Origin of the sequence: Pseudomonas sp. TH21 (assembly GCF_016651025.1) — a bacterium.
GTDB classification, from domain to species: Bacteria; Pseudomonadota; Gammaproteobacteria; order Pseudomonadales; family Pseudomonadaceae; genus Aquipseudomonas; species Aquipseudomonas aylmerensis.
The window spans coordinates 1570162-1587216 of sequence record NZ_JAEKEQ010000001.1 but is presented as its reverse complement, the minus strand read 5'-3'; the positions used below and the strand labels follow the sequence as shown (position 1 = coordinate 1587216).

21 protein-coding genes are annotated in these 17055 nt (G+C 62.6%); 10 read left to right on the top strand and 11 right to left on the bottom strand.

Annotated features, from left to right (window positions below; translation table 11 throughout):
* Positions 1-43 precede the first annotated feature (43 nt).
* Together JFU04_RS07105 and JFU04_RS07100 are read left to right on the top strand one after the other, a co-directional pair.
* Positions 44-889: an AAA family ATPase gene (locus JFU04_RS07105; RefSeq protein ID WP_003210690.1), complete on the top strand. Its 846-nt coding sequence runs from the start codon at positions 44-46 to the stop codon at positions 887-889.
* Positions 889-2067 (top strand): vWA domain-containing protein, encoded by a 1179-nt coding sequence (locus JFU04_RS07100; protein WP_201143738.1) that lies wholly within the window; start codon positions 889-891, stop codon positions 2065-2067. The genes JFU04_RS07105 and JFU04_RS07100 overlap by 1 nt, the downstream gene beginning before the upstream one ends.
* Before the next feature lie 43 nt (positions 2068-2110).
* Here the strand turns inward: JFU04_RS07100 and JFU04_RS07095 are convergent, their stop codons facing one another.
* The 4 genes from JFU04_RS07095 to JFU04_RS07080 all read right to left on the bottom strand — a co-directional run bounded on the left by JFU04_RS07095 (position 2111) and on the right by JFU04_RS07080 (position 5099).
* Positions 2111-2653: a hypothetical protein gene (locus JFU04_RS07095; RefSeq protein WP_106804826.1), complete on the bottom strand. Its 543-nt coding sequence runs from the start codon at positions 2651-2653 to the stop codon at positions 2111-2113.
* A 96-nt stretch (positions 2654-2749) separates the two neighbouring features.
* Positions 2750-3661, bottom strand: coding sequence for a 5-oxoprolinase subunit C family protein (locus tag JFU04_RS07090; RefSeq protein ID WP_201143737.1), 912 nt, complete (start codon positions 3659-3661; stop codon positions 2750-2752).
* A complete protein-coding gene (gene pxpB / locus JFU04_RS07085; protein WP_201143736.1) occupies positions 3658-4362 on the bottom strand; it encodes a 5-oxoprolinase subunit PxpB in 705 nt (234 codons plus the stop codon). Before pxpB ends, JFU04_RS07090 begins: the two co-directional genes overlap by 4 nt.
* Positions 4359-5099 carry a 5-oxoprolinase subunit PxpA gene (locus JFU04_RS07080; protein ID WP_201143735.1) on the bottom strand — a complete coding sequence of 247 codons (741 nt, stop codon included), beginning with the start codon at positions 5097-5099 and terminating at the stop codon, positions 4359-4361. The genes pxpB and JFU04_RS07080 overlap by 4 nt, the downstream gene beginning before the upstream one ends.
* Positions 5100-5273: 174 nt before the next feature.
* Between JFU04_RS07080 and JFU04_RS07075 the strand changes: the two genes are divergently transcribed.
* Positions 5274-6185 (top strand): LysR family transcriptional regulator, encoded by a 912-nt coding sequence (locus JFU04_RS07075; RefSeq protein ID WP_120447887.1) that lies wholly within the window; start codon positions 5274-5276, stop codon positions 6183-6185.
* Between the two features lie 102 nt (positions 6186-6287).
* Here JFU04_RS07075 and JFU04_RS07070 read toward each other — a convergent pair whose 3' ends face one another.
* From JFU04_RS07070 to JFU04_RS07060, 3 genes are read right to left on the bottom strand one after another with little or no spacing between them, the layout of a single operon-like run.
* On the bottom strand, positions 6288-6830 hold the full coding sequence (locus tag JFU04_RS07070) for a DUF2937 family protein (RefSeq protein ID WP_201143734.1): 543 nt from the start codon (positions 6828-6830) through the stop codon (positions 6288-6290).
* Positions 6831-6841: 11 nt separating this feature from the next.
* Positions 6842-7618 carry a class II glutamine amidotransferase gene (locus tag JFU04_RS07065; RefSeq protein ID WP_106804832.1) on the bottom strand — a complete coding sequence of 259 codons (777 nt, stop codon included), beginning with the start codon at positions 7616-7618 and terminating at the stop codon, positions 6842-6844.
* Between the two features lie 30 nt (positions 7619-7648).
* Complete coding sequence (locus JFU04_RS07060; protein ID WP_065902064.1) at positions 7649-8179, bottom strand: MFS transporter; 531 nt, start codon at positions 8177-8179, stop codon at positions 7649-7651.
* A 24-nt stretch (positions 8180-8203) separates the two neighbouring features.
* On the opposite strand from JFU04_RS07060, the gene JFU04_RS07055 reads away from it, so the two are divergent.
* Both JFU04_RS07055 and JFU04_RS07050 read left to right on the top strand, forming a co-directional pair.
* Positions 8204-10258 (top strand): S9 family peptidase, encoded by a 2055-nt coding sequence (locus JFU04_RS07055; protein WP_201143733.1) that lies wholly within the window; start codon positions 8204-8206, stop codon positions 10256-10258.
* A 69-nt stretch (positions 10259-10327) separates the two neighbouring features.
* A complete protein-coding gene (locus JFU04_RS07050) occupies positions 10328-10801 on the top strand; it encodes a cyclic nucleotide-binding domain-containing protein (RefSeq protein WP_201143732.1) in 474 nt (157 codons plus the stop codon).
* On the opposite strand, the gene JFU04_RS07045 is transcribed toward JFU04_RS07050, so the two are convergent.
* Positions 10798-11076: a hypothetical protein gene (locus tag JFU04_RS07045; protein ID WP_065902067.1), complete on the bottom strand. Its 279-nt coding sequence runs from the start codon at positions 11074-11076 to the stop codon at positions 10798-10800. The two genes, JFU04_RS07050 and JFU04_RS07045, sit on opposite strands and share 4 nt — an antisense overlap.
* A gap of 78 nt (positions 11077-11154) precedes the next feature.
* Between JFU04_RS07045 and JFU04_RS07040 the strand changes: the two genes are divergently transcribed.
* Positions 11155-11841: a spermidine synthase gene (locus JFU04_RS07040; RefSeq protein WP_065902069.1), complete on the top strand. Its 687-nt coding sequence runs from the start codon at positions 11155-11157 to the stop codon at positions 11839-11841.
* Positions 11842-11945: 104 nt separating this feature from the next.
* Here JFU04_RS07040 and JFU04_RS07035 read toward each other — a convergent pair whose 3' ends face one another.
* Positions 11946-12866, bottom strand: a complete 921-nt coding sequence (locus tag JFU04_RS07035) for a ParB/Srx family N-terminal domain-containing protein (RefSeq protein WP_201143731.1) — start codon at positions 12864-12866, stop codon at positions 11946-11948.
* Positions 12867-13018: 152 nt separating this feature from the next.
* On the opposite strand from JFU04_RS07035, the gene JFU04_RS07030 reads away from it, so the two are divergent.
* The 3 genes from JFU04_RS07030 to JFU04_RS07020 all read left to right on the top strand — a co-directional run bounded on the left by JFU04_RS07030 (position 13019) and on the right by JFU04_RS07020 (position 14387).
* Complete coding sequence (locus JFU04_RS07030) at positions 13019-13393, top strand: YajD family HNH nuclease (RefSeq protein WP_025858458.1); 375 nt, start codon at positions 13019-13021, stop codon at positions 13391-13393.
* A 107-nt stretch (positions 13394-13500) separates the two neighbouring features.
* Positions 13501-13968, top strand: a complete 468-nt coding sequence (locus JFU04_RS07025) for a TrmH family RNA methyltransferase (RefSeq protein WP_201143730.1) — start codon at positions 13501-13503, stop codon at positions 13966-13968.
* 68 nt (positions 13969-14036) lie between these two features.
* A complete protein-coding gene (locus JFU04_RS07020; RefSeq protein WP_201143729.1) occupies positions 14037-14387 on the top strand; it encodes a YgaP family membrane protein in 351 nt (116 codons plus the stop codon).
* Between the two features lie 62 nt (positions 14388-14449).
* Here the strand turns inward: JFU04_RS07020 and JFU04_RS07015 are convergent, their stop codons facing one another.
* Positions 14450-15670, bottom strand: coding sequence for a hypothetical protein (locus JFU04_RS07015; RefSeq protein ID WP_065902078.1), 1221 nt, complete (start codon positions 15668-15670; stop codon positions 14450-14452).
* A 13-nt stretch (positions 15671-15683) separates the two neighbouring features.
* Positions 15684-16133 carry a YcgN family cysteine cluster protein gene (locus JFU04_RS07010; RefSeq protein WP_003172524.1) on the bottom strand — a complete coding sequence of 150 codons (450 nt, stop codon included), beginning with the start codon at positions 16131-16133 and terminating at the stop codon, positions 15684-15686.
* Positions 16134-16422: 289 nt separating this feature from the next.
* Here JFU04_RS07010 and JFU04_RS07005 point away from each other — a divergent pair, with 289 nt between their 5' ends.
* Positions 16423-17016, top strand: a complete 594-nt coding sequence (locus JFU04_RS07005) for a nitroreductase family protein (RefSeq protein ID WP_065902081.1) — start codon at positions 16423-16425, stop codon at positions 17014-17016.
* Positions 17017-17055: the final 39 nt, after the last annotated feature.

Genomic DNA, 17055 nt, shown 5'->3' with positions numbered 1-17055 from the left:
CGCGCGGTATAGTCCGGGCATTGATGAATTCGAGGAATGACCGATGAAGTTCGAAGGCACCCAGGCCTACGTTGCCACCGATGACCTGAAACTGGCCGTCAACGCTGCCATTACCCTGGAGCGTCCGCTGCTGGTCAAGGGTGAGCCCGGCACCGGCAAGACCATGCTCGCCGAGCAACTGGCCGAATCCTTCGGTGCCAAGCTGATCACCTGGCACATCAAGTCCACCACCAAGGCCCACCAGGGCCTGTATGAGTACGACGCGGTCAGCCGCCTGCGCGACTCGCAACTGGGCGTGGACAAGGTGCACGACGTGCGCAACTACCTGAAGAAGGGCAAGCTGTGGGAGGCCTTCGAGTCCGAAGAGCGCGTGATCCTGCTGATCGATGAAATCGACAAGGCCGACATCGAGTTCCCCAACGACCTGTTGCAGGAACTCGACAAGATGGAGTTCTACGTCTACGAAATCGACGAGACCATCAAGGCGAAGAAACGCCCGATCATCATCATTACCTCCAACAATGAAAAAGAGCTGCCGGACGCCTTCCTGCGCCGCTGCTTCTTCCACTACATCGCCTTCCCCGACCGCACCACCCTGCAAAAGATCGTCGATGTGCACTACCCCGACATCAAGAAGGACCTCGTCAGCGAAGCGCTGGACGTGTTCTTCGATGTGCGCAAGGTGCCGGGGCTGAAGAAGAAACCTTCCACCTCCGAACTGGTGGACTGGCTCAAGCTGCTGATGGCCGACAATATCGGCGAAGCGGTGCTGCGCGAGCGCGACCCCACCAAGGCGATCCCGCCGCTGGCCGGTGCCTTGGTGAAGAACGAGCAAGACGTGCAACTGCTTGAACGTCTGGCATTCATGAGCCGTCGCGGTAATCGATAATGTTGCTCAACCTGTTCAATGAAATGCGCGCAGCCAAGGTGCCGGTCTCGGTGCGCGAGCTGCTCGACCTGATCAACGCGCTGAAACAGCGCGTGACCTTCGCCGACATGGACGAGTTCTACTACTTGGCCCGGACGATCCTGGTCAAGGACGAACGGCATTTCGACAAGTTCGACCGAGCCTTCGGCGCCTACTTCAACGGCCTCGAAAAGCTCGACGACCACCTGCAGGCGCTGATCCCCGAAGACTGGCTGCGCAAGGAATTCGAACGCTCGCTGAGCGACGAGGAACGCGCACAGATCCAGTCCCTCGGCGGCCTCGACAAGCTGATCGAGGCGTTCAAGCAACGCCTGGAAGAACAGAAGGAACGCCACGCCGGCGGCAATAAGTGGATCGGCACCGGCGGTACCAGCCCGTTCGGCTCCGGCGGCTACAACCCGGAAGGCATTCGCGTCGGCGACGCCGGCAAACGCCAGGGCAAGGCCGTCAAGGTCTGGGACCAGCGCGAGTACAAGAACCTCGACGACCAGGTGGAACTGGGCACGCGCAACATCAAGATCGCCCTGCGCCGCCTGCGCAAATTCGCGCGCCAGGGTGCGGCCGAAGAGCTGGATATCGACGGCACCATCGACCACACCGCCCGCGACGCCGGGCTGCTGAACATCCAGATGCGCCCGGAGCGGCGCAACACCATCAAGCTGTTGTTGCTGTTCGACATCGGCGGCTCGATGGACGCCCATGTGAAGATCTGCGAGGAACTGTTCTCGGCATGCAAGACCGAGTTCAAGCACCTGGAGTACTTCTACTTCCACAACTTCGTGTACGAGTCGGTCTGGAAGAACAACCAGCGCCGCACCTCGGAGCGCACTTCCACCCAGGACCTGCTGCACAAGTACGGCGCCGACTACAAAGTGATCTTTATCGGCGACGCGTCGATGGCGCCGTATGAGATCACCCAGGCCGGCGGCAGCGTCGAGCATTGGAATGAAGAGCCAGGGTATGTGTGGATGCAGCGCTTCATGGCCAAGTACAAGAAGCTGATCTGGATAAACCCGTACCCGAAAGACACCTGGGGCTATACCGCATCGACGGAGATTGTGCGCGAGTTGGTCGAAGACCAGATGTACCCGCTGACGCTGCGCGGGCTGGAAGAAGGGATGCGCTTCCTGTCCAAGTGATGGCAGGCCTGTAGACGATGGTATCGGCTACAGGCAACTTCACTCAGCAGTGCTCGCTGTCGATCCAGGCAAACTTGAGGAACAGCGCAGCGAACTGTTTGACCAGTTCCGAATCCTGACGGTCGACTTTCCCATCATTGTTGACGTCCTGGTTGATCGAGACAGTGCTCCCCCGACCATTACCGTCGCTGTACACCGCCGCCGAATAGACAATGGTTTCATCTCGGGGCGCCCCTTCCCCTTGATGAAAGTGCAAGCGCACCGTGTCGGGAATCCCGTTGTTATCAAAGTCCCCGGCAAATACCTTCAGGTACTTGTCGAAGGGTTCGTCGAGGCTGAACCATTCGAACGCCAGGAACAGCTGGGCAAACTCAAGGGCCATCTCCCGGTCCACGGCGTCGACAATACCGTCCTGATTGAGATCGTCCGCAATGACCCAGTCGAACTTGCCGTTTTCGGTGATATCGAACGCCGTCGCCCGGTGGACAAGCGCGGGGGCTTGGGAGTCGTCATAGAACTCCAGATAGACCACGTCGGGAATATCGTTATCGAACACATCTTGGGCAAATATCTTCAAATAGCGCATGGCAAAACCTGACTAGGGGATGGACCTATCAAGATTTGCATGACTGCACTCAAGCAGCGAAGACGACAAACGCTGGCACTCCCGTAGGAGTTTTCTTTACGCGGTAAACCTGCGCAGATACGCCACATGCTGCTGATGCGCCGTCTCCTGCACCACCGGCGCCAACCTGAGTTTTTCCCCCGGCAGGCACTGCGCCAGTCGCGCCAGCGCCAACGGCGTCAACGCGCCCAGGCGTGGATACCCGCCAATGGTCTGCCGGTCATTGAGCAACACAATCGGCTGTCCATCCGGTGGCACCTGGATGGCCCCCAACGGAATCCCTTCGGAAATCAATGACGGCCCCTGGTACTGCAACGGCGTGCCCAACAGGCGCATGCCCATGCGGTCGGCGCGGCTGTCCAGCGCCCATTCGGTATTGAAGGCATCGAACAGGCTCTGGCCGCTGAACTGGCCGATCTGTGCACCGACGATCACATCCAGCGGCCCCTTGGCGGGGAGGACTGAATCGCTCAGCACTTTCATCGCACCGCCGGTCCCGGAATAGCCTAACCACGCGCCTTCGACCAACGCCCTGCCGAAGCCATCCAGCCCGCCCAACTCCTCGCGCACCACCGTGGCACAACTGCCCAGCACCTGCGGCGCATCAAAGCCGCCCGGCGCCGCCAGGTAGGCCCTGGCCCCGCTGAACGGCTGGGTAAAGCGCAGGCGCTGGCCCTTTTGCAGGATGAAACTGCGGCCGGGGCTGATGGTGCGTTCGTCGATGTACGCACCCAGGTCCGCACCGGCCAAGGCCAGCAGGCAATACTCCTCGGCCTGCACGGTAAAACCGCCGAGGGTGATTTCCACCACCGGCGCATCCAGCGCATTGCCCAGCAACCAATTGGCCCAGGACATCGACACCCAATCCAGCGCACCGCCCTGGGTCACGCCCAGGTGGCGCACGCCAAAGCGGCCGGCGTCCTGCAACAGGCACAGTGGCGTGCTGGCCTCGATCAACAAGCGGCTCATGCCTGCGCCTCCAACGGCGTGTCATCGCCACCCAGGTGGATAAATTCCGCGTGATCGACGGCTTCAAAACGCACCGTATCACCGGGTTGCATCAGGCTGTAGCCGTCGCGTTCGCGGTCAAACAGCTTGGCCGGGGTGCGGCCGATCAGGTTCCAGCCGCCGGGAGATACCAACGGGTAGGCGGCCGTTTGCCGCTCGGCGATGCCGACGCTGCCGGCCGCCACGCGTTTGCGCGGGGTACTCAGGCGTGGTGTGGCGAGGATTTCGTCGACCAGCCCCATAAAGGCAAAACCGGGGGCGAAGCCAAGGGCGAATACCTGATATTGGTGGGCACTGTGACGACGGATCACTTCATCGACCGCCAGGCCACTGCGCTGGGCGAGCAATGTCAGTTCAGGGCCGACGCTCGGGTCGTACCACACCGGCAGCACATGGCACTGGCCGCCGCCCTGGGCCTGGGGTTGCAGGTCAGTCAGGGCTTCGTCGATCAACGCGCGGGCCTGGGACGGGCTCAACGCGGTGAGGTCGTAATGCACCATCAACGTGGTGTAGGACGGCACCAGGTCGACCAGCGCGGCCCCGAAACCGCTGCGCAAGCGCTGGGTGGCGGCGAGCATCCACGGCATGTTGGCTTCGGCAATCACGTCAAACAGACGCACCATCAGCGCGTCGATGGCCACCACTTCAATGCGTGGCTTCATGCTGGCTTCAATGCCTCGCGAATGCGCTGCACGGCGGCGACCGAGCTGGCGTTGTCGCCATGTACGCACAGGGTGTTGGCCCGCAATACCAGTGGGCTGCCATCGCTGGCCGTCAGGACCTCGCCACGGGAAAGGGTCAGGGCCTGCTGGACGATGGTGTCGGAATCATGGTGCACGGCACCCGGCAATTGGCGCGAAACCAGATGCCCCTTGGGGTCGTAGGCACGGTCGGCGAAGGCCTCGAACCACAGGATGACCCCGTATTCATCGCCCAGCGCCTGGGCCGCGCTGTTGTCGCGGGTAGCCAGCAGCATCAGCGGCAGATCGCCATAGGCGGCCACGGCCTGGATTACCGCGCGCAGCTGCACCGGGTTGGCCATCATGTCGTTGTACATCGCGCCGTGTGGCTTGACGTAGCTGACCCGCCCACCCTGGGCACGGCAGATGCCGTCGAGGGCGCCGATCTGGTAATGCAGCAGGTCCTGGATTTCTTCGGGCGTGTAGGCCATGGAGCGACGGCCAAAACCTTGCAGGTCCTGATACGCCGGGTGCGCGCCGACTTGCACACCGTGCTTGAGCGCCAGGCCGACGGTCTTGCGCATGATGCTCGGGTCGCCGGCATGGAAGCCACAGGCCACATTGGCGCAATCGATGAACGGCATGACCTCGGCGTCCAGACCCATCGTCCAGTTGCCAAAGCTTTCGCCGATGTCGCAATTCAGTAGCAGGCGGCTCACGGTGGTCGCTCCTGTAGGCTTTATTTTTTTGTAGTGTGGGATTTTTTACACAGAACTCGCAACTTGTCCTGGCACCCCAACGACGCTTATCGTGGAATAACTCGATTTTTGGCGCTGGCCCGGTGCGGCGTCCAACTAATAAAAACCGATCCAAGCATAAGAAAAGTTGATCCCATGAATTTGAAGTTCCTCGAAACCTTCGTCTGGGTGGCCAAGCTCAAGAGCTTTCGGCTGACCGCCGAGAAGTTGTTCACCACCCAGGCCTCGATTTCCAGCCGCATTGCCGTGCTGGAAAGCGAGCTGGGTGTGAAGTTGTTTCTGCGTGACTCACGGGGCGTGAGCCTGACCCCGGAAGGCCTGAAGGTGCTCGATTATGCCGAGCAGATGATGGTGACCATGCAAGGCCTGAAGCAGTCCCTGGAGACCACCAGCAGCAAGGTCGGGCGCATCCGCATCGGCGCGATGGACACGGTGATCCACACGTGGCTGAGCCCGCTGGTCGCTGAGTTGATGGATCATTTTCCGCTGGTAGAAATCGAGTTGGTCGCCGATACGGCGCTGAACCTCAGCGATCAGCTGCAAAAAGGCTTTCTGGATTTGATCCTGCAAACCGACCTGCTGCGCCTGGAAACCGTGCGCAGCCTGGAACTGGCCAGCCACCCTATGGCGTGGATCGTCGCCAGCCAATCGATCTACAACCGCGACTACGCGTCCCTGGCCGAACTGGCCCAGGAGCGCATCATCACCTATTCGAAAAACTCCCACCCGCACCAGGATGTGCTCAGCCTGATGCAAGCCAATGGCGTGGCCGCGCCGAGGATGAACTGTGTGAACTCCGTGTCGGCGATCACGCGGTTGCTGCGTGATGGCTTCGGCATTGGCGCACTGCCGCCGGTGCTGGTCACTGAGGAACTCGCGCGCGGCGAGCTGGTGATGCTGCCGATGGCGCAGCAACTGCCAAATTTGCAGGTGGTGGTGTCGTGGCGTGTGGGGGTGGAGTTGGTCGAGGAGATTGTCGGGCTGTGCCAGAAGGTGGTGGCGCAGTATGCCGAGGAAGTGGGCGCGGAGCGCATGGTGCTGGCCTGACCCGCCCAAACCTGCAGGAGCCGGCTTGCCGGCGATAGCGCCTCAGCGTCGCGTGAGCCGCATCGCCGCAAGCCGGGCGCCTACAGTGCATCAAGGTGGCCGTTAGAGGCCTTTCAGATCTCGCTCTTCGATCGGCCGGCTCTGGCGCAGGCGCTTGCCGCCCAGCACTACCCAGTCGATCAGGCGGAACAGGCATTCCAGGCCGAACGACAGCAGCATCGCCCCGCTCAGGCCCCAGCCCATGGCTTCGGGGGTCAACAGGATCTGGTAGCTGTAGCCATTCCAGGTTTCCAGGCGGATATCCGGGTCGGCAGCCACGGCCACTTGCAGCGCGCGGATGTACCAGGGGCCTTGCATCGCCTGGAATTGCTTGTCCAGCGCCACCTGCCGATCGAGCATGGCCCCCAGGCTGTTGGCATCGCTCTGGAACACCGGGTCATCGCTGGCGCGGTAGTGGGCGACCAGCGCCTGCAGGTCGCCATTGAAGAACTGCTGCGCGGTGGACTCGAACCCGCGCAGGCCGGTCTGGGCCTCGATCAAGTGGGCTTCGACGCGCTTGGCGTAATCGTTGATGAACCCCGGCACTTGCACGCCGACCAACAGGCCAATGGCAAACAGCACCAACCGCAGGTAACTGAGCAACATGGTCGATATCCTTACTCGGTGATGCCCTGGCTGACGCATTCACCGCGTCGCCACAGGCTCCATTGGCCCGGTTCGTAGCGGGTCCAGTTTTCGTTGTCGGTCAACGGCTCGGTGGCGATCACCGTCACCACATCGTTGGGCGTGGTTTCGGCCTGAAAATCGACGATCACGTCGACATCTTTCAGGCGCGCGGGGCCAAACGGCGCACGCCGGGTAATCTGCGCCAATTTCGTCGAGCAAAAGCAAAACAGCCAGTCGCCATCGCTGAGCAGGCAGTTGAACACGCCTTTGCTGCGGTATTCAGCGCAGGCGGCGATCAGGTCCGGCAGCATTCGCTCGATGTCCACCGGCTCGGGGAACGCCTCGCGCACGCGGTTGAGCAGGTCGCAGAACGCCGCTTCGCTGTCGGTATCGCCGACCGGGCGGTAGAAGGTGGCGCGCGGGGTGAAGTCCGCCAGTTGGCCGTTGTGGGCGAAACACCAGTTGCGCCCCCACAGCTCACGCACGAACGGATGAGTGTTGGCCAGGCTCACCTTGCCGACATTGGCCTGGCGGATATGCCCGATCACCACTTCGCTCTTGATGGGATAACGCTGCACCAGCAGGGCGACTTCCGACTCGCTGCTGGCGGCCGGGTCCTGGAACAGGCGCAGGCCACGGCCTTCGTAGAAGGCGATGCCCCAACCGTCGCGGTGCGGGCCGGTGCGCCCACCGCGCTGCATCAGCCCGGTAAAGCTGAACACGATATCGGTGGGGACGTTGGCACTCATGCCCAATAATTCACACATGCCAGGGCTCTCGCTGCAGGGCGGACAACGTTAAAGGCGCGGCTCGACGCGCATACCGCTCACGGGGGCAGGACGGCGCAAAGGCTCGTCGTCATCGTCCGGCTCGGCGGCCAGGGCGGCATCGACGGCGGCCTTGCGCTCCCGGCGGGCATTGGCGGCGCGCTCGATGGGCCAACGGATCAACACGAACACGAGGTACACGGCAAACGCGATCATCGTGTACATGAACAGATCGGAAATCGCCCGCCAGGCGTTGTTGCCGACCTTGAGCACCAGGTCCAGCGCGGTAATGGCCACGGCCGGCGCGAACTGGGTCTTGACCGGGTCGACGATGGTCGGGCTGAACAGCAGCACCGCCATCAGCAATTGCAGCGGCTCGCGCAGCCAGCGCCAGATCCAGCGGGTCATGCGCCACCACACCAACAGGCAGCCCAAAGCGGCAAAGGCGTAGAGGCCCCAAGCGGTCAGATAGTCGTTCTCGGTCATGGTGTCCATGGCAAGGTAGGCAAACAGGCGGCTATGATAACGGCTTTTGCGTGTCGCGGCTGCAATGCCTGCCACCTTCCGCCAGACAGAGAGTGATCCATGCCGTCATCGACCCACATCACTGCCGCCCCGATTGCCCGCAAGGCCCCAGGCCAGGACCCGTACGCCTGGCTGCAGGAGCGTGACAGCGCCGAAGTCCTCGATTACCTCAAGGCCGAAAACGCCTGGCAGGAAGCCCAGCTCGCCGACCAGCAGGCCTTGCGCGAAACGCTGTTCGAAGAGATCAAGGGCCGCATCCTCGAAACCGACCTGTCGCTGCCCTCGCCGTGGGGCCCGTACCTGTACTACACGCGCACCACCGCCGGTGACGAATACGCCCGCCACTACCGCTGCCGCCGTCCGGCCGACGACAGCAACCAGGTCGACGACAGCAGCGAAGAACTGCTGCTGGACCCGAACGTGCTGGCCAATGGCGGATTCTTCTCACTCGGTGCATTCAGCATCAGCCCCGACCACCAACGCCTGGCCTACAGCCTGGATACCAGTGGCGAGGAGATCTACACCCTGTTCGTGAAGGAATTGGCCACCGACAAGGTCAGCGAACTGGCGTTCGAGAACTGCGACGGCAGCATGACCTGGGCCAACGACAGCCTGACCCTGTTTTTCGGCGAACTCGACGACACTCACCGCCCGCACAAGTTGTATCGCTATCGCCTGGACGGCACCGCAGCGCAGGAAGTGTTCCACGAGCCCGACGGACGTTTCTTCCTGCATTGCTACCGCTCCAGCTCCGAGCGCCAACTGTTGCTGGCCCTGGGCAGCAAGACCACCAGCGAAATCTGGGCGCTGGACGCCAACCAGCCGCACCTGGACTTCACTTGCCTGGCGCCACGGGTCGAGGACCATGAATATGACGTCGACCACGGTAAGCTCGACGGCGAGTGGACCTGGTTTATCCGCAGCAACCGCGATGGCATCAACTACGCGCTGTTCGTCGCTGCCGATACCGGCGATGTGCCAACCGAGGACCAGTGGCAGAACCTGATCCCCCACAGCGACGACGTGATGCTCGACGGCGTCAGCCTGAACGCCAGCGCCATGACCCTGAGCCTGCGCATTGGCGGCCTGCCCGTGATCGAAGTGCACCCGCAAGGCGTGCCGGCCTATCGCGTGGAATTGCCTGACGCCGCCTACAGCCTCTACGTACAGAACAGCCTGGAATTCCCCAGCGACAGGATTCGCCTGCGCTACGAAGCCCTGAACCGCCCGGCCCAGGTCCGTCAGCTGGAACTGGCCAGCGGCGCACAACAGGTGCTCAAGGAAACCCCGGTACTTGGCGTGTTCAATGCCGATGACTACGTCAGCCAGCGCCTGTGGGCCACCTCCGCCGATGGCACCCAGGTGCCGATCAGCCTGGTGGTCAAGCGCGACCAGCTCGGCAAGCCGACGCCGCTGTACCTGTATGGCTACGGCGCCTATGGCCACAGCCTCGACCCGTGGTTCTCGCATGCGCGCCTGAGCCTGCTCGACCGTGGCGTCGCTTTCGCCATTGCGCATGTGCGCGGCGGCGGCGAACTGGGAGAAGCCTGGTACCGCAACGGCAAGCAGGCTCACAAGCAGAACACCTTCAGCGACTTTATCGCGTGTGCCGAGCACCTCATCGCCCAGGGCCTGACCACGTCCAGCCAACTGGCGATCAGTGGCGGCAGTGCCGGCGGCCTGTTGATCGGCGCGGTGCTCAACCAGCGTCCGGAGCTGTTCCAGGCGGCGATTGCCGAGGTGCCGTTCGTCGATGTGCTCAACACCATGCTCGACCCGGAACTGCCGCTGACCATCACCGAGTACGATGAATGGGGCAATCCCGAAGAGCCCGAGGTGTATGCGCGCATCAAGGCCTACGCGCCGTACGAAAACGTCAGCGCCCAGGCCTACCCGGCCCTGCTGGTGATTGCCGGCTACAACGACAGCCGCGTGCAGTACTGGGAAGCGGCCAAGTGGGTGGCCAAGTTGCGCGACACCGCCACCTCCGACAACCTCCTGCTGCTCAAGACCGAGTTGGGCGCCGGCCATGGTGGGATGAGCGGTCGTTACCAGGGATTACGTGACGTAGCGCTCGAATATGCATTTGTGTTCAAGGCGCTGGGGCTGGTTTAAGGAACTTAGCGCGGCGGTCCTGTCTGAACACAGGACCGCCTACCTGATTGATGGATCAATACTGCAGCCATGCCTCAACCGACGCTCCTGAATAACGAAATCCGCGACATGCTCATGGACTGCGGCCTGTTCGACCCGCTGTTGCCGGAAGATTTCCACGTGGCCGCCGGCTACTTCAATATCAGCAGCATTGCCCGCGATGAGGTGATTTTCCTCGAGGGCGATGCCGGCACGTTCATGTGCATCATCCACAGCGGCCAGGTGGCCGTGCAGAAATCCAGCCACACCGGCCAGCGCCTGACGATCGCCACCCTGCGCAGTGGGCGCGCTTTCGGTGAAATGGCGGTGCTGGACGGCGAGCGGCGTTCGGCCAGCTGCGTGGCCGCCAGTGACTGCGTGCTGTTGAACCTGGGCAAGGATTCCCTGGAGAAGATGCTCAACGAAGCGCCTCGGGTGGCCGCCAAGATCATCCGTGCCATTGCCATTGCCCTGTCCAAGCGCCTGCGCATGGCCGACGGGCAATTACTCTCGCAACAGTTCTAGCCGCCGGGCGTCTTCGGTTTGCTGTCGTTTTGCAGCAGGCCGGGCACCGTCTGGTCCTTCGGCGGCGTCGGCAGCACGATGGGCACAAGGGGCGGCGAGCCGTTGGTCTTGGGCACGGCGGGCGGGGTGACTTGCGGGTAGAGCGTCGGCGTTGGCGTGCCCGGCGCGCCTGGGGTTGGCGTCGGGGCGACCGGTACGGTCTGCAACTCCTGAGCCTGCGCCGCACCCAATGCGAGCGCGCTCAACACAATGACCGTTAGAATGCTGCACTTCATCGATGGCTCCATGGCCTGACCGGAATGTCACAAGGCTACTCCCAACCGCGTAAGAATGCCCTTCCCAATGAGATTTCCATGAAACGTTTCGTTCTGCTGGACACCACCCCGATCCCCGACAATGGCGGAGCCTTGTGCCTGTTCGAATACGGTGAGGATTTTGTTATCAAGATTCAGGGCGGGGACGGCGGCCAGTTGATGAACACGCGCATGCACGGTTCGGAAGACGCGCTGGCGGAAATTCCCTGCCGCAAAGTCGCTGGCCGTCCGGGTTCGCGGGTGTTGATCGGTGGGCTGGGCATGGGCTTTACCCTGGCTTCGGCACTCAAGCATTTGGGCAAGACTGCCGAGGTGGTGGTAGCGGAATTGGTACCCGGCGTTGTGGAATGGAACCGTGGCCCGCTGGGGGAGAAATCCGGTCGGCCATTGCTCGACCCGCGCACCGTGATCCGCCTGGAAGACGTGGCCAACGTACTGCAGGCCGAGCCCCAGGGTTTTGACGCGATCATGCTCGACGTCGACAACGGCCCCGAAGGCCTGACGCAAAAAGCCAACAGTTGGCTCTATTCCGCCGGTGGCCTGGCAGCCTGTGCCAAGGCCCTGCGCCCCAAGGGCGTGCTGGCGGTCTGGTCCGCCAGCGCCGACAAACTGTTCAGCGACAAACTGCGCAAGGCGGGTTTCAAGGCCGAAGAAGTGCAGGTGTTCGCCCACGGTAACAAGGGCACCCGACACACCATCTGGATCGCCGAGAAGCTCAAGGGCTGAGCCCCTGTAGGCGCTGGCCGGCCTGCAATGGCATCAACCCGGTGCGCCTGCCCCCCAGGTGCCCGCATCGCAGGCCAGCCAGCGTCCGCACCTCCAGTCCCGCGTCAGTTGCGGGATTTGCGGTAATCAATCACATACGGCACTTTTTTCTCTAAGGTCTTCTCCAGCTCAGCGCGGTCCAGCGTGGTCATGCCGCCCAGTTGATGGGCGGTAAAACCGCTGTCGCCAACCTGTGAGCCCGGCGCGAGGCTGACCATGCGCTGGGCGACGGCTTCAATGGCGTCCTTGTAGCCGCTTTTCTTGTCCAGGTTGTACTGGCTCAGGTCGACCTGCGTGCGCAGCCAGTTGCCCCAGTAGAACTCCAGAAATTCCGGCGCTACCGCACCCTCCTCCGGCTTGCCATAGGCGGCCTTGCGCGTGAAGTACACGAGGCTGCGGAACATGTCGTCCTGCAGGTTCTTGAAGCCCAGGTGGGCCGGCAATTGAGTCGGCGGCAGGGTCTGGCCCTGGCTGTCCTTGAGCCAGACCTTGCGCGCCGCCTGCATGCGCTGCCAGAACGTGGCGAGGTCGGGGCTGTCGCTGAAGTCGTCGGTGACCTTGACCCACATGTTCAACCGGGGACCGCCGCCGGGGACTTCCCACAAGGTGGTGAAACTGTGGTGGCCGTCGGTCAGGTACAGCTGGCCCGCGGGGCCGACCACCACGGTTTTCATGTCTTCAGGATGGGTGCCCACCGGGTCCTTGCAGGTGAAGCTGTCGGGCCGCTGCAGGTCGGCCTTTTTCGGCACGTTGTCGGCTTCGCCCTGGCCGTTGGTTTCGCAGTACTCATCGAAGACCTTCTTCGGCTTGTCGGCAAACAGCCCCAGGCTGTAGTAAATCTGGTCGAACCCCACCACCGCCTGGGTCGGGTGCAGCTGTTGGAGGCTGACCTCGATCACCTGGCCGGGCTTGGGGGTGGAAAACGCCTGGGCTTGAGCCGCCAGCACGCAAAGCAGCAGTGCAACTGTCCATGTAGATAAACGCATAGGCTTCAGATCCTTATGAAAGTGAGTGAACCGATACTACAAACGTTCGTCGCGGCCAGGCTGTACGGTTGCTGAAAAAGCCAGCGGTCTTTTACAGCGCGAGCGGCTAGAATCAACCCTATCCGTGACCCACCAAATAGCCAGGAGCCATGATGAGCTCGACCAACCCGCCCTCCCACACCGCCAAGCTGGACCGCATCCTGGCCGATGCCCAGCGTGACCGGGAAATGGGCTACCGCGACAAAGCCTTGAAGATGTACCCCCACGTGTGCGGCCGCTGCGCCCGTGAGTTCTCCGGCAAACGCTTGAGCGAGCTCACCGTACACCACCGAAATCACAATCATGATGACAACCCCCAGGACGGTTCCAACTGGGAGTTGCTGTGCCTGTACTGCCACGACAACGAACACTCGCGCTACACCGACCAGCAGTACTTCGGCGAAGGCTCCACCAGCAGCCCGACGATTGCCAAGGCCACGCACAACCCGTTTGCGGCGTTGGCGGGGCTGATGAAGAAAGACGACTGAATGACGCAGCTGCAAGTTTCAAGCAGCAAGCTACAAGAAAAAGCCATGCCGCTTTTACTTGCAGCTTGTAGCTTGCCGCTATACTGCTGCCTTTTTAAGGCACTCCCGTGGGCAATAAACGCTACAGCTGCATCGGTCTGTATAACCCCAAATCCCCCGAAAACGTTGGTTCGGTGATGCGTGCCGCCGGCTGCTACGGCGTGGCCTCGGTGTTCTACACCGGCGTGCGCTACGAGCGCGCCCGGGACTTCATCACCGACACCAAGAAAGTCCACCACGACATTCCGCTGATCGGCATCGACGACCTGAAGAAGATCCTCCCCCTGGGCTGCATCCCGGTCGCGGTGGAGTTGGTGGAAGGCGCCCGCCCGCTGCCCGAATACACGCACCCTGACCGCGCGCTGTATATCTTCGGCCCCGAAGATGGCTCGCTGGATAAAGAGATCCGCGACTGGTGCGAAGACGTCGTGTACATCCCGACCACCGGCTGCATGAACCTCGCCGCGACCGTCAACGTGGTGCTCTACGACCGCCTGGCCAAGGGCAACAACACCCGTTCGGGCCCCAGGTACTGATTTATCGGGAACATCCGGCGCCTGCCCGCAGTCAGCTGCATATCACTAGCCCTCGTTGGAGACAGATCATGAGCGACAGCAAAACCTTGCGCCCTATCATCGAACACACCCCGTTCCAGACCCAGCCCAACCAGAACGTGCACGGCTGGGAGCGCATCGGCTCGGTGGCCGGTGGCGTGATGATGGTCGGCAAAGGCCTGCGCCGCGGCGGGATTTTCGGCTTGATCCAGGTGGCGATTGGCGGCGTCGCGCTGGTGCGCGGCGTCACTGGGCACAGCTCGCTCAAGGACAAGCTGGAACAGGGCCGTCAGGAAATGAACAGCGTGCGCACAAAGATCGAGCGCGCCGGTGAAGAGCTGAAAAACCTGAAGACCAAGGCCGAAGTGGCGGCTGAAAAAGCGGTAAAAACCACCGGCTAGCCTTCGGTGTTGGAGCCCGGCTTGCCGGGCCCCTACACGAAGTTGCAGTCTGTTCGGCGGATTCAGCGCAGCAACTTGCTGTCCAGCACCACCGACGTCTCGCCGATGATGCTCTCGGCCAGTTGCACAAACTCCGCGGTGGTAATGCTGTTGGCCCGCATCACCGCCTGGGCGAGATCATCCAGGGAGCGCTTGTTGTGGGTTTTCACGCGGATCTCGCGATCCAGCTCCTGCAACACCACCACCGCCCGTGACACCGTCGCCCCGCTGACGTGCTCGCCGCGCAGGCTGGTCACGTCCTTGCCCTCCTTGACCAACCTTGCCTGGATTGCCTGATACCGCTCATCGGTAATGCCGCCGGCACGGCGCAGCAGCTCGATGGCGTAGTACTCGCCCAGGCCCTCGCTGATCCAGTCACTGGTGTCGTGATCGTTGAAACGGCCAATCGCCTGCACTACTTCACGGAGTAGCGGGCTGCTGCCGTTTTCGCTGACCAGCGGCGTACGGCTGTTGAGGTAGATCGAGTCGCGCGCGGCGAACGCGCCACGGCGCATCGGGTCGCTGGCGCCTACCACCAGCAGCTTGGCCGGATGGCGCGGGAACGCCGCTTCCACCTGGGGCCAGACGAACGTCAGCAACGTCAGCACATCCATGCGGCGCATGGCCTGGCCCTTGGGCGACGCGACGGTGACTTCACTCTCGCCCAGGCGCACACGGCGGCTGCCGAGGGTGCCGGCGAGCATCCAGCCGGTCGGCCGGTCGAACAGGCGCGAAACATTGTCGATACGAAATTTGTTCTTGCCGATGCGCGGCCAGGCGGTTTCGACGCTTTTCCAGCCCGCCGGCAGTTCGAACACCAGGCGCGAGACCAACTCCACCCCGTCCTGCTGGTCGAGGCGCGCGGGCGGCACCAGGTCTTCGCCGCGAAACAGCGCCCAACTCGGCGTCATCCGCGCCTCATAAATGCCCGGCTTGCGCGCGTGGGTGAGGCGAACCCGGTAGGTCAGGCTGGCCTTGTTGGCGCCGGGTTGCCACCGGCCGCGGTGCTCGGTGACGCTCCATTGGCCATCAGCCTTGAAGTCGCTGTAGTCACCGTCATGGCCAAGGTCGAAATCCAGGCTGCGCACCGCCGAGCCCTGGGACAGGCTCACGCGCACCTCGGCCTGATCGCTCTGGGGCAACAACTTGACGTGATAATCCAGGTCAACCTTCTTCGCGCACCACGCAGGCATGCTCAACGCCAGTAACACCAGGCTTGCCGCCAGCTGGGTCCCCGCCCTCATACACACTCCTCGTTCAGCCCGCGCGGAAAATCAGGTAATCCTCCCAGTCATCCTCGGGCACGCTGCCTTCGCTGAGCATGCGCCCGGACTGGGAAATGCGTTCATGGTGCACGGCGTCCCGGTCGCCGCAGACCAGGTGGTGCCACAGCGGCAGGTCCTTGCGCTCGCTGACCAGGCGATAGCCGCAGGTGGGCGGCAGCCATTTGAACTGGTCGGCCTGGCCCGGGGTGAGCTGGATGCAGTCGGGCACCGAGGCGCGGCGGTTGGGGTAGTCGGTGCACTGACAGGTCTTCAGGTCGAGCAGTTTGCAGGCGATACGCGTGTAATAGACGCTGTTGTCGTCCTCATCCTCAAGCTTTTGCAGGCAGCACAGGCCACAGCCGTCGCACAACGACTCCCACTCCTCCTGGTCGAGGTGTTCAAGGGTTTTGCGTATCCAGAAAGGTTCGACTTTGGCGGCCATGGCTCTGCATCAGTATCGGTAGGTGAAAAGGCCGCCAGTCTAGTGCCCAAGGCCCTTGGGGCCAAGCGCTGGCGACTGTCGGTACGACAAGACTTGTCAGCGAACCTTCGTCGCAGTAGCTTTGTGAGCCGCGAAGGCCCTGCGTCGGCCGCCATAAATGCTTCGCCGCATTGCCCACGACGCCCCATGGAGCCTTGAAAAAACCCTCGCCGAGCTCATCGGTGCCCCGTTTTTTTGAACTGCGCTTGCCTATCTCACCGTAGCCCATCGTCGTCATCAGGAACTGTTCATGAGCACAAATCCACGCGTTGCCGATTACCCGATCCACACCCAGTTCACCGAGCGCTGGTCGCCACGCGCCTTTACCGGTGAAAGCATTCCCCAGGAAACCCTGCTGAGCTTCTTTGAAGCCGCACGCTGGGCGCCGTCGGCCTACAACTCGCAGCCATGGCGCTTTCTCTACGCGCGCCGCGACACGCCGGACTGGGAACGTTTCCTGGGCTTGCTGAATGAATTCAACCGTGGGTGGGCGCAGCATGCCTCGGCCCTGGTGATCATCGCCTCGAAAACCGACTTCACCGCCCCCGGCGCCACGGAAGAAACCCCGGCGCTGTGGCACACCTTCGACACCGGCTCGGCCTGGGGCCACCTGGCGCTGCAAGCCAGCCTCAGCGGCTGGCACACCCACGGCATGGCCGGCTTCGACCAGGAGCTGACCCGCAAGGAGCTGAAGATTCCTGAAGGGTATGCGCTGCACGCGGCCGTGGCCGTCGGCAAGCTGGGTGACAAGTCGACCTTGCCCGAGTACCTGCAAGGCCGCGAAGCACCGAGCCCGCGCAAGCCGCTGAGCGAGCTGGTGTCAGAGGGTGATTTCAGCCTTTGAGCCGTGACACCCTGGCGTTGCCGAACGCCAGGGTGAGCC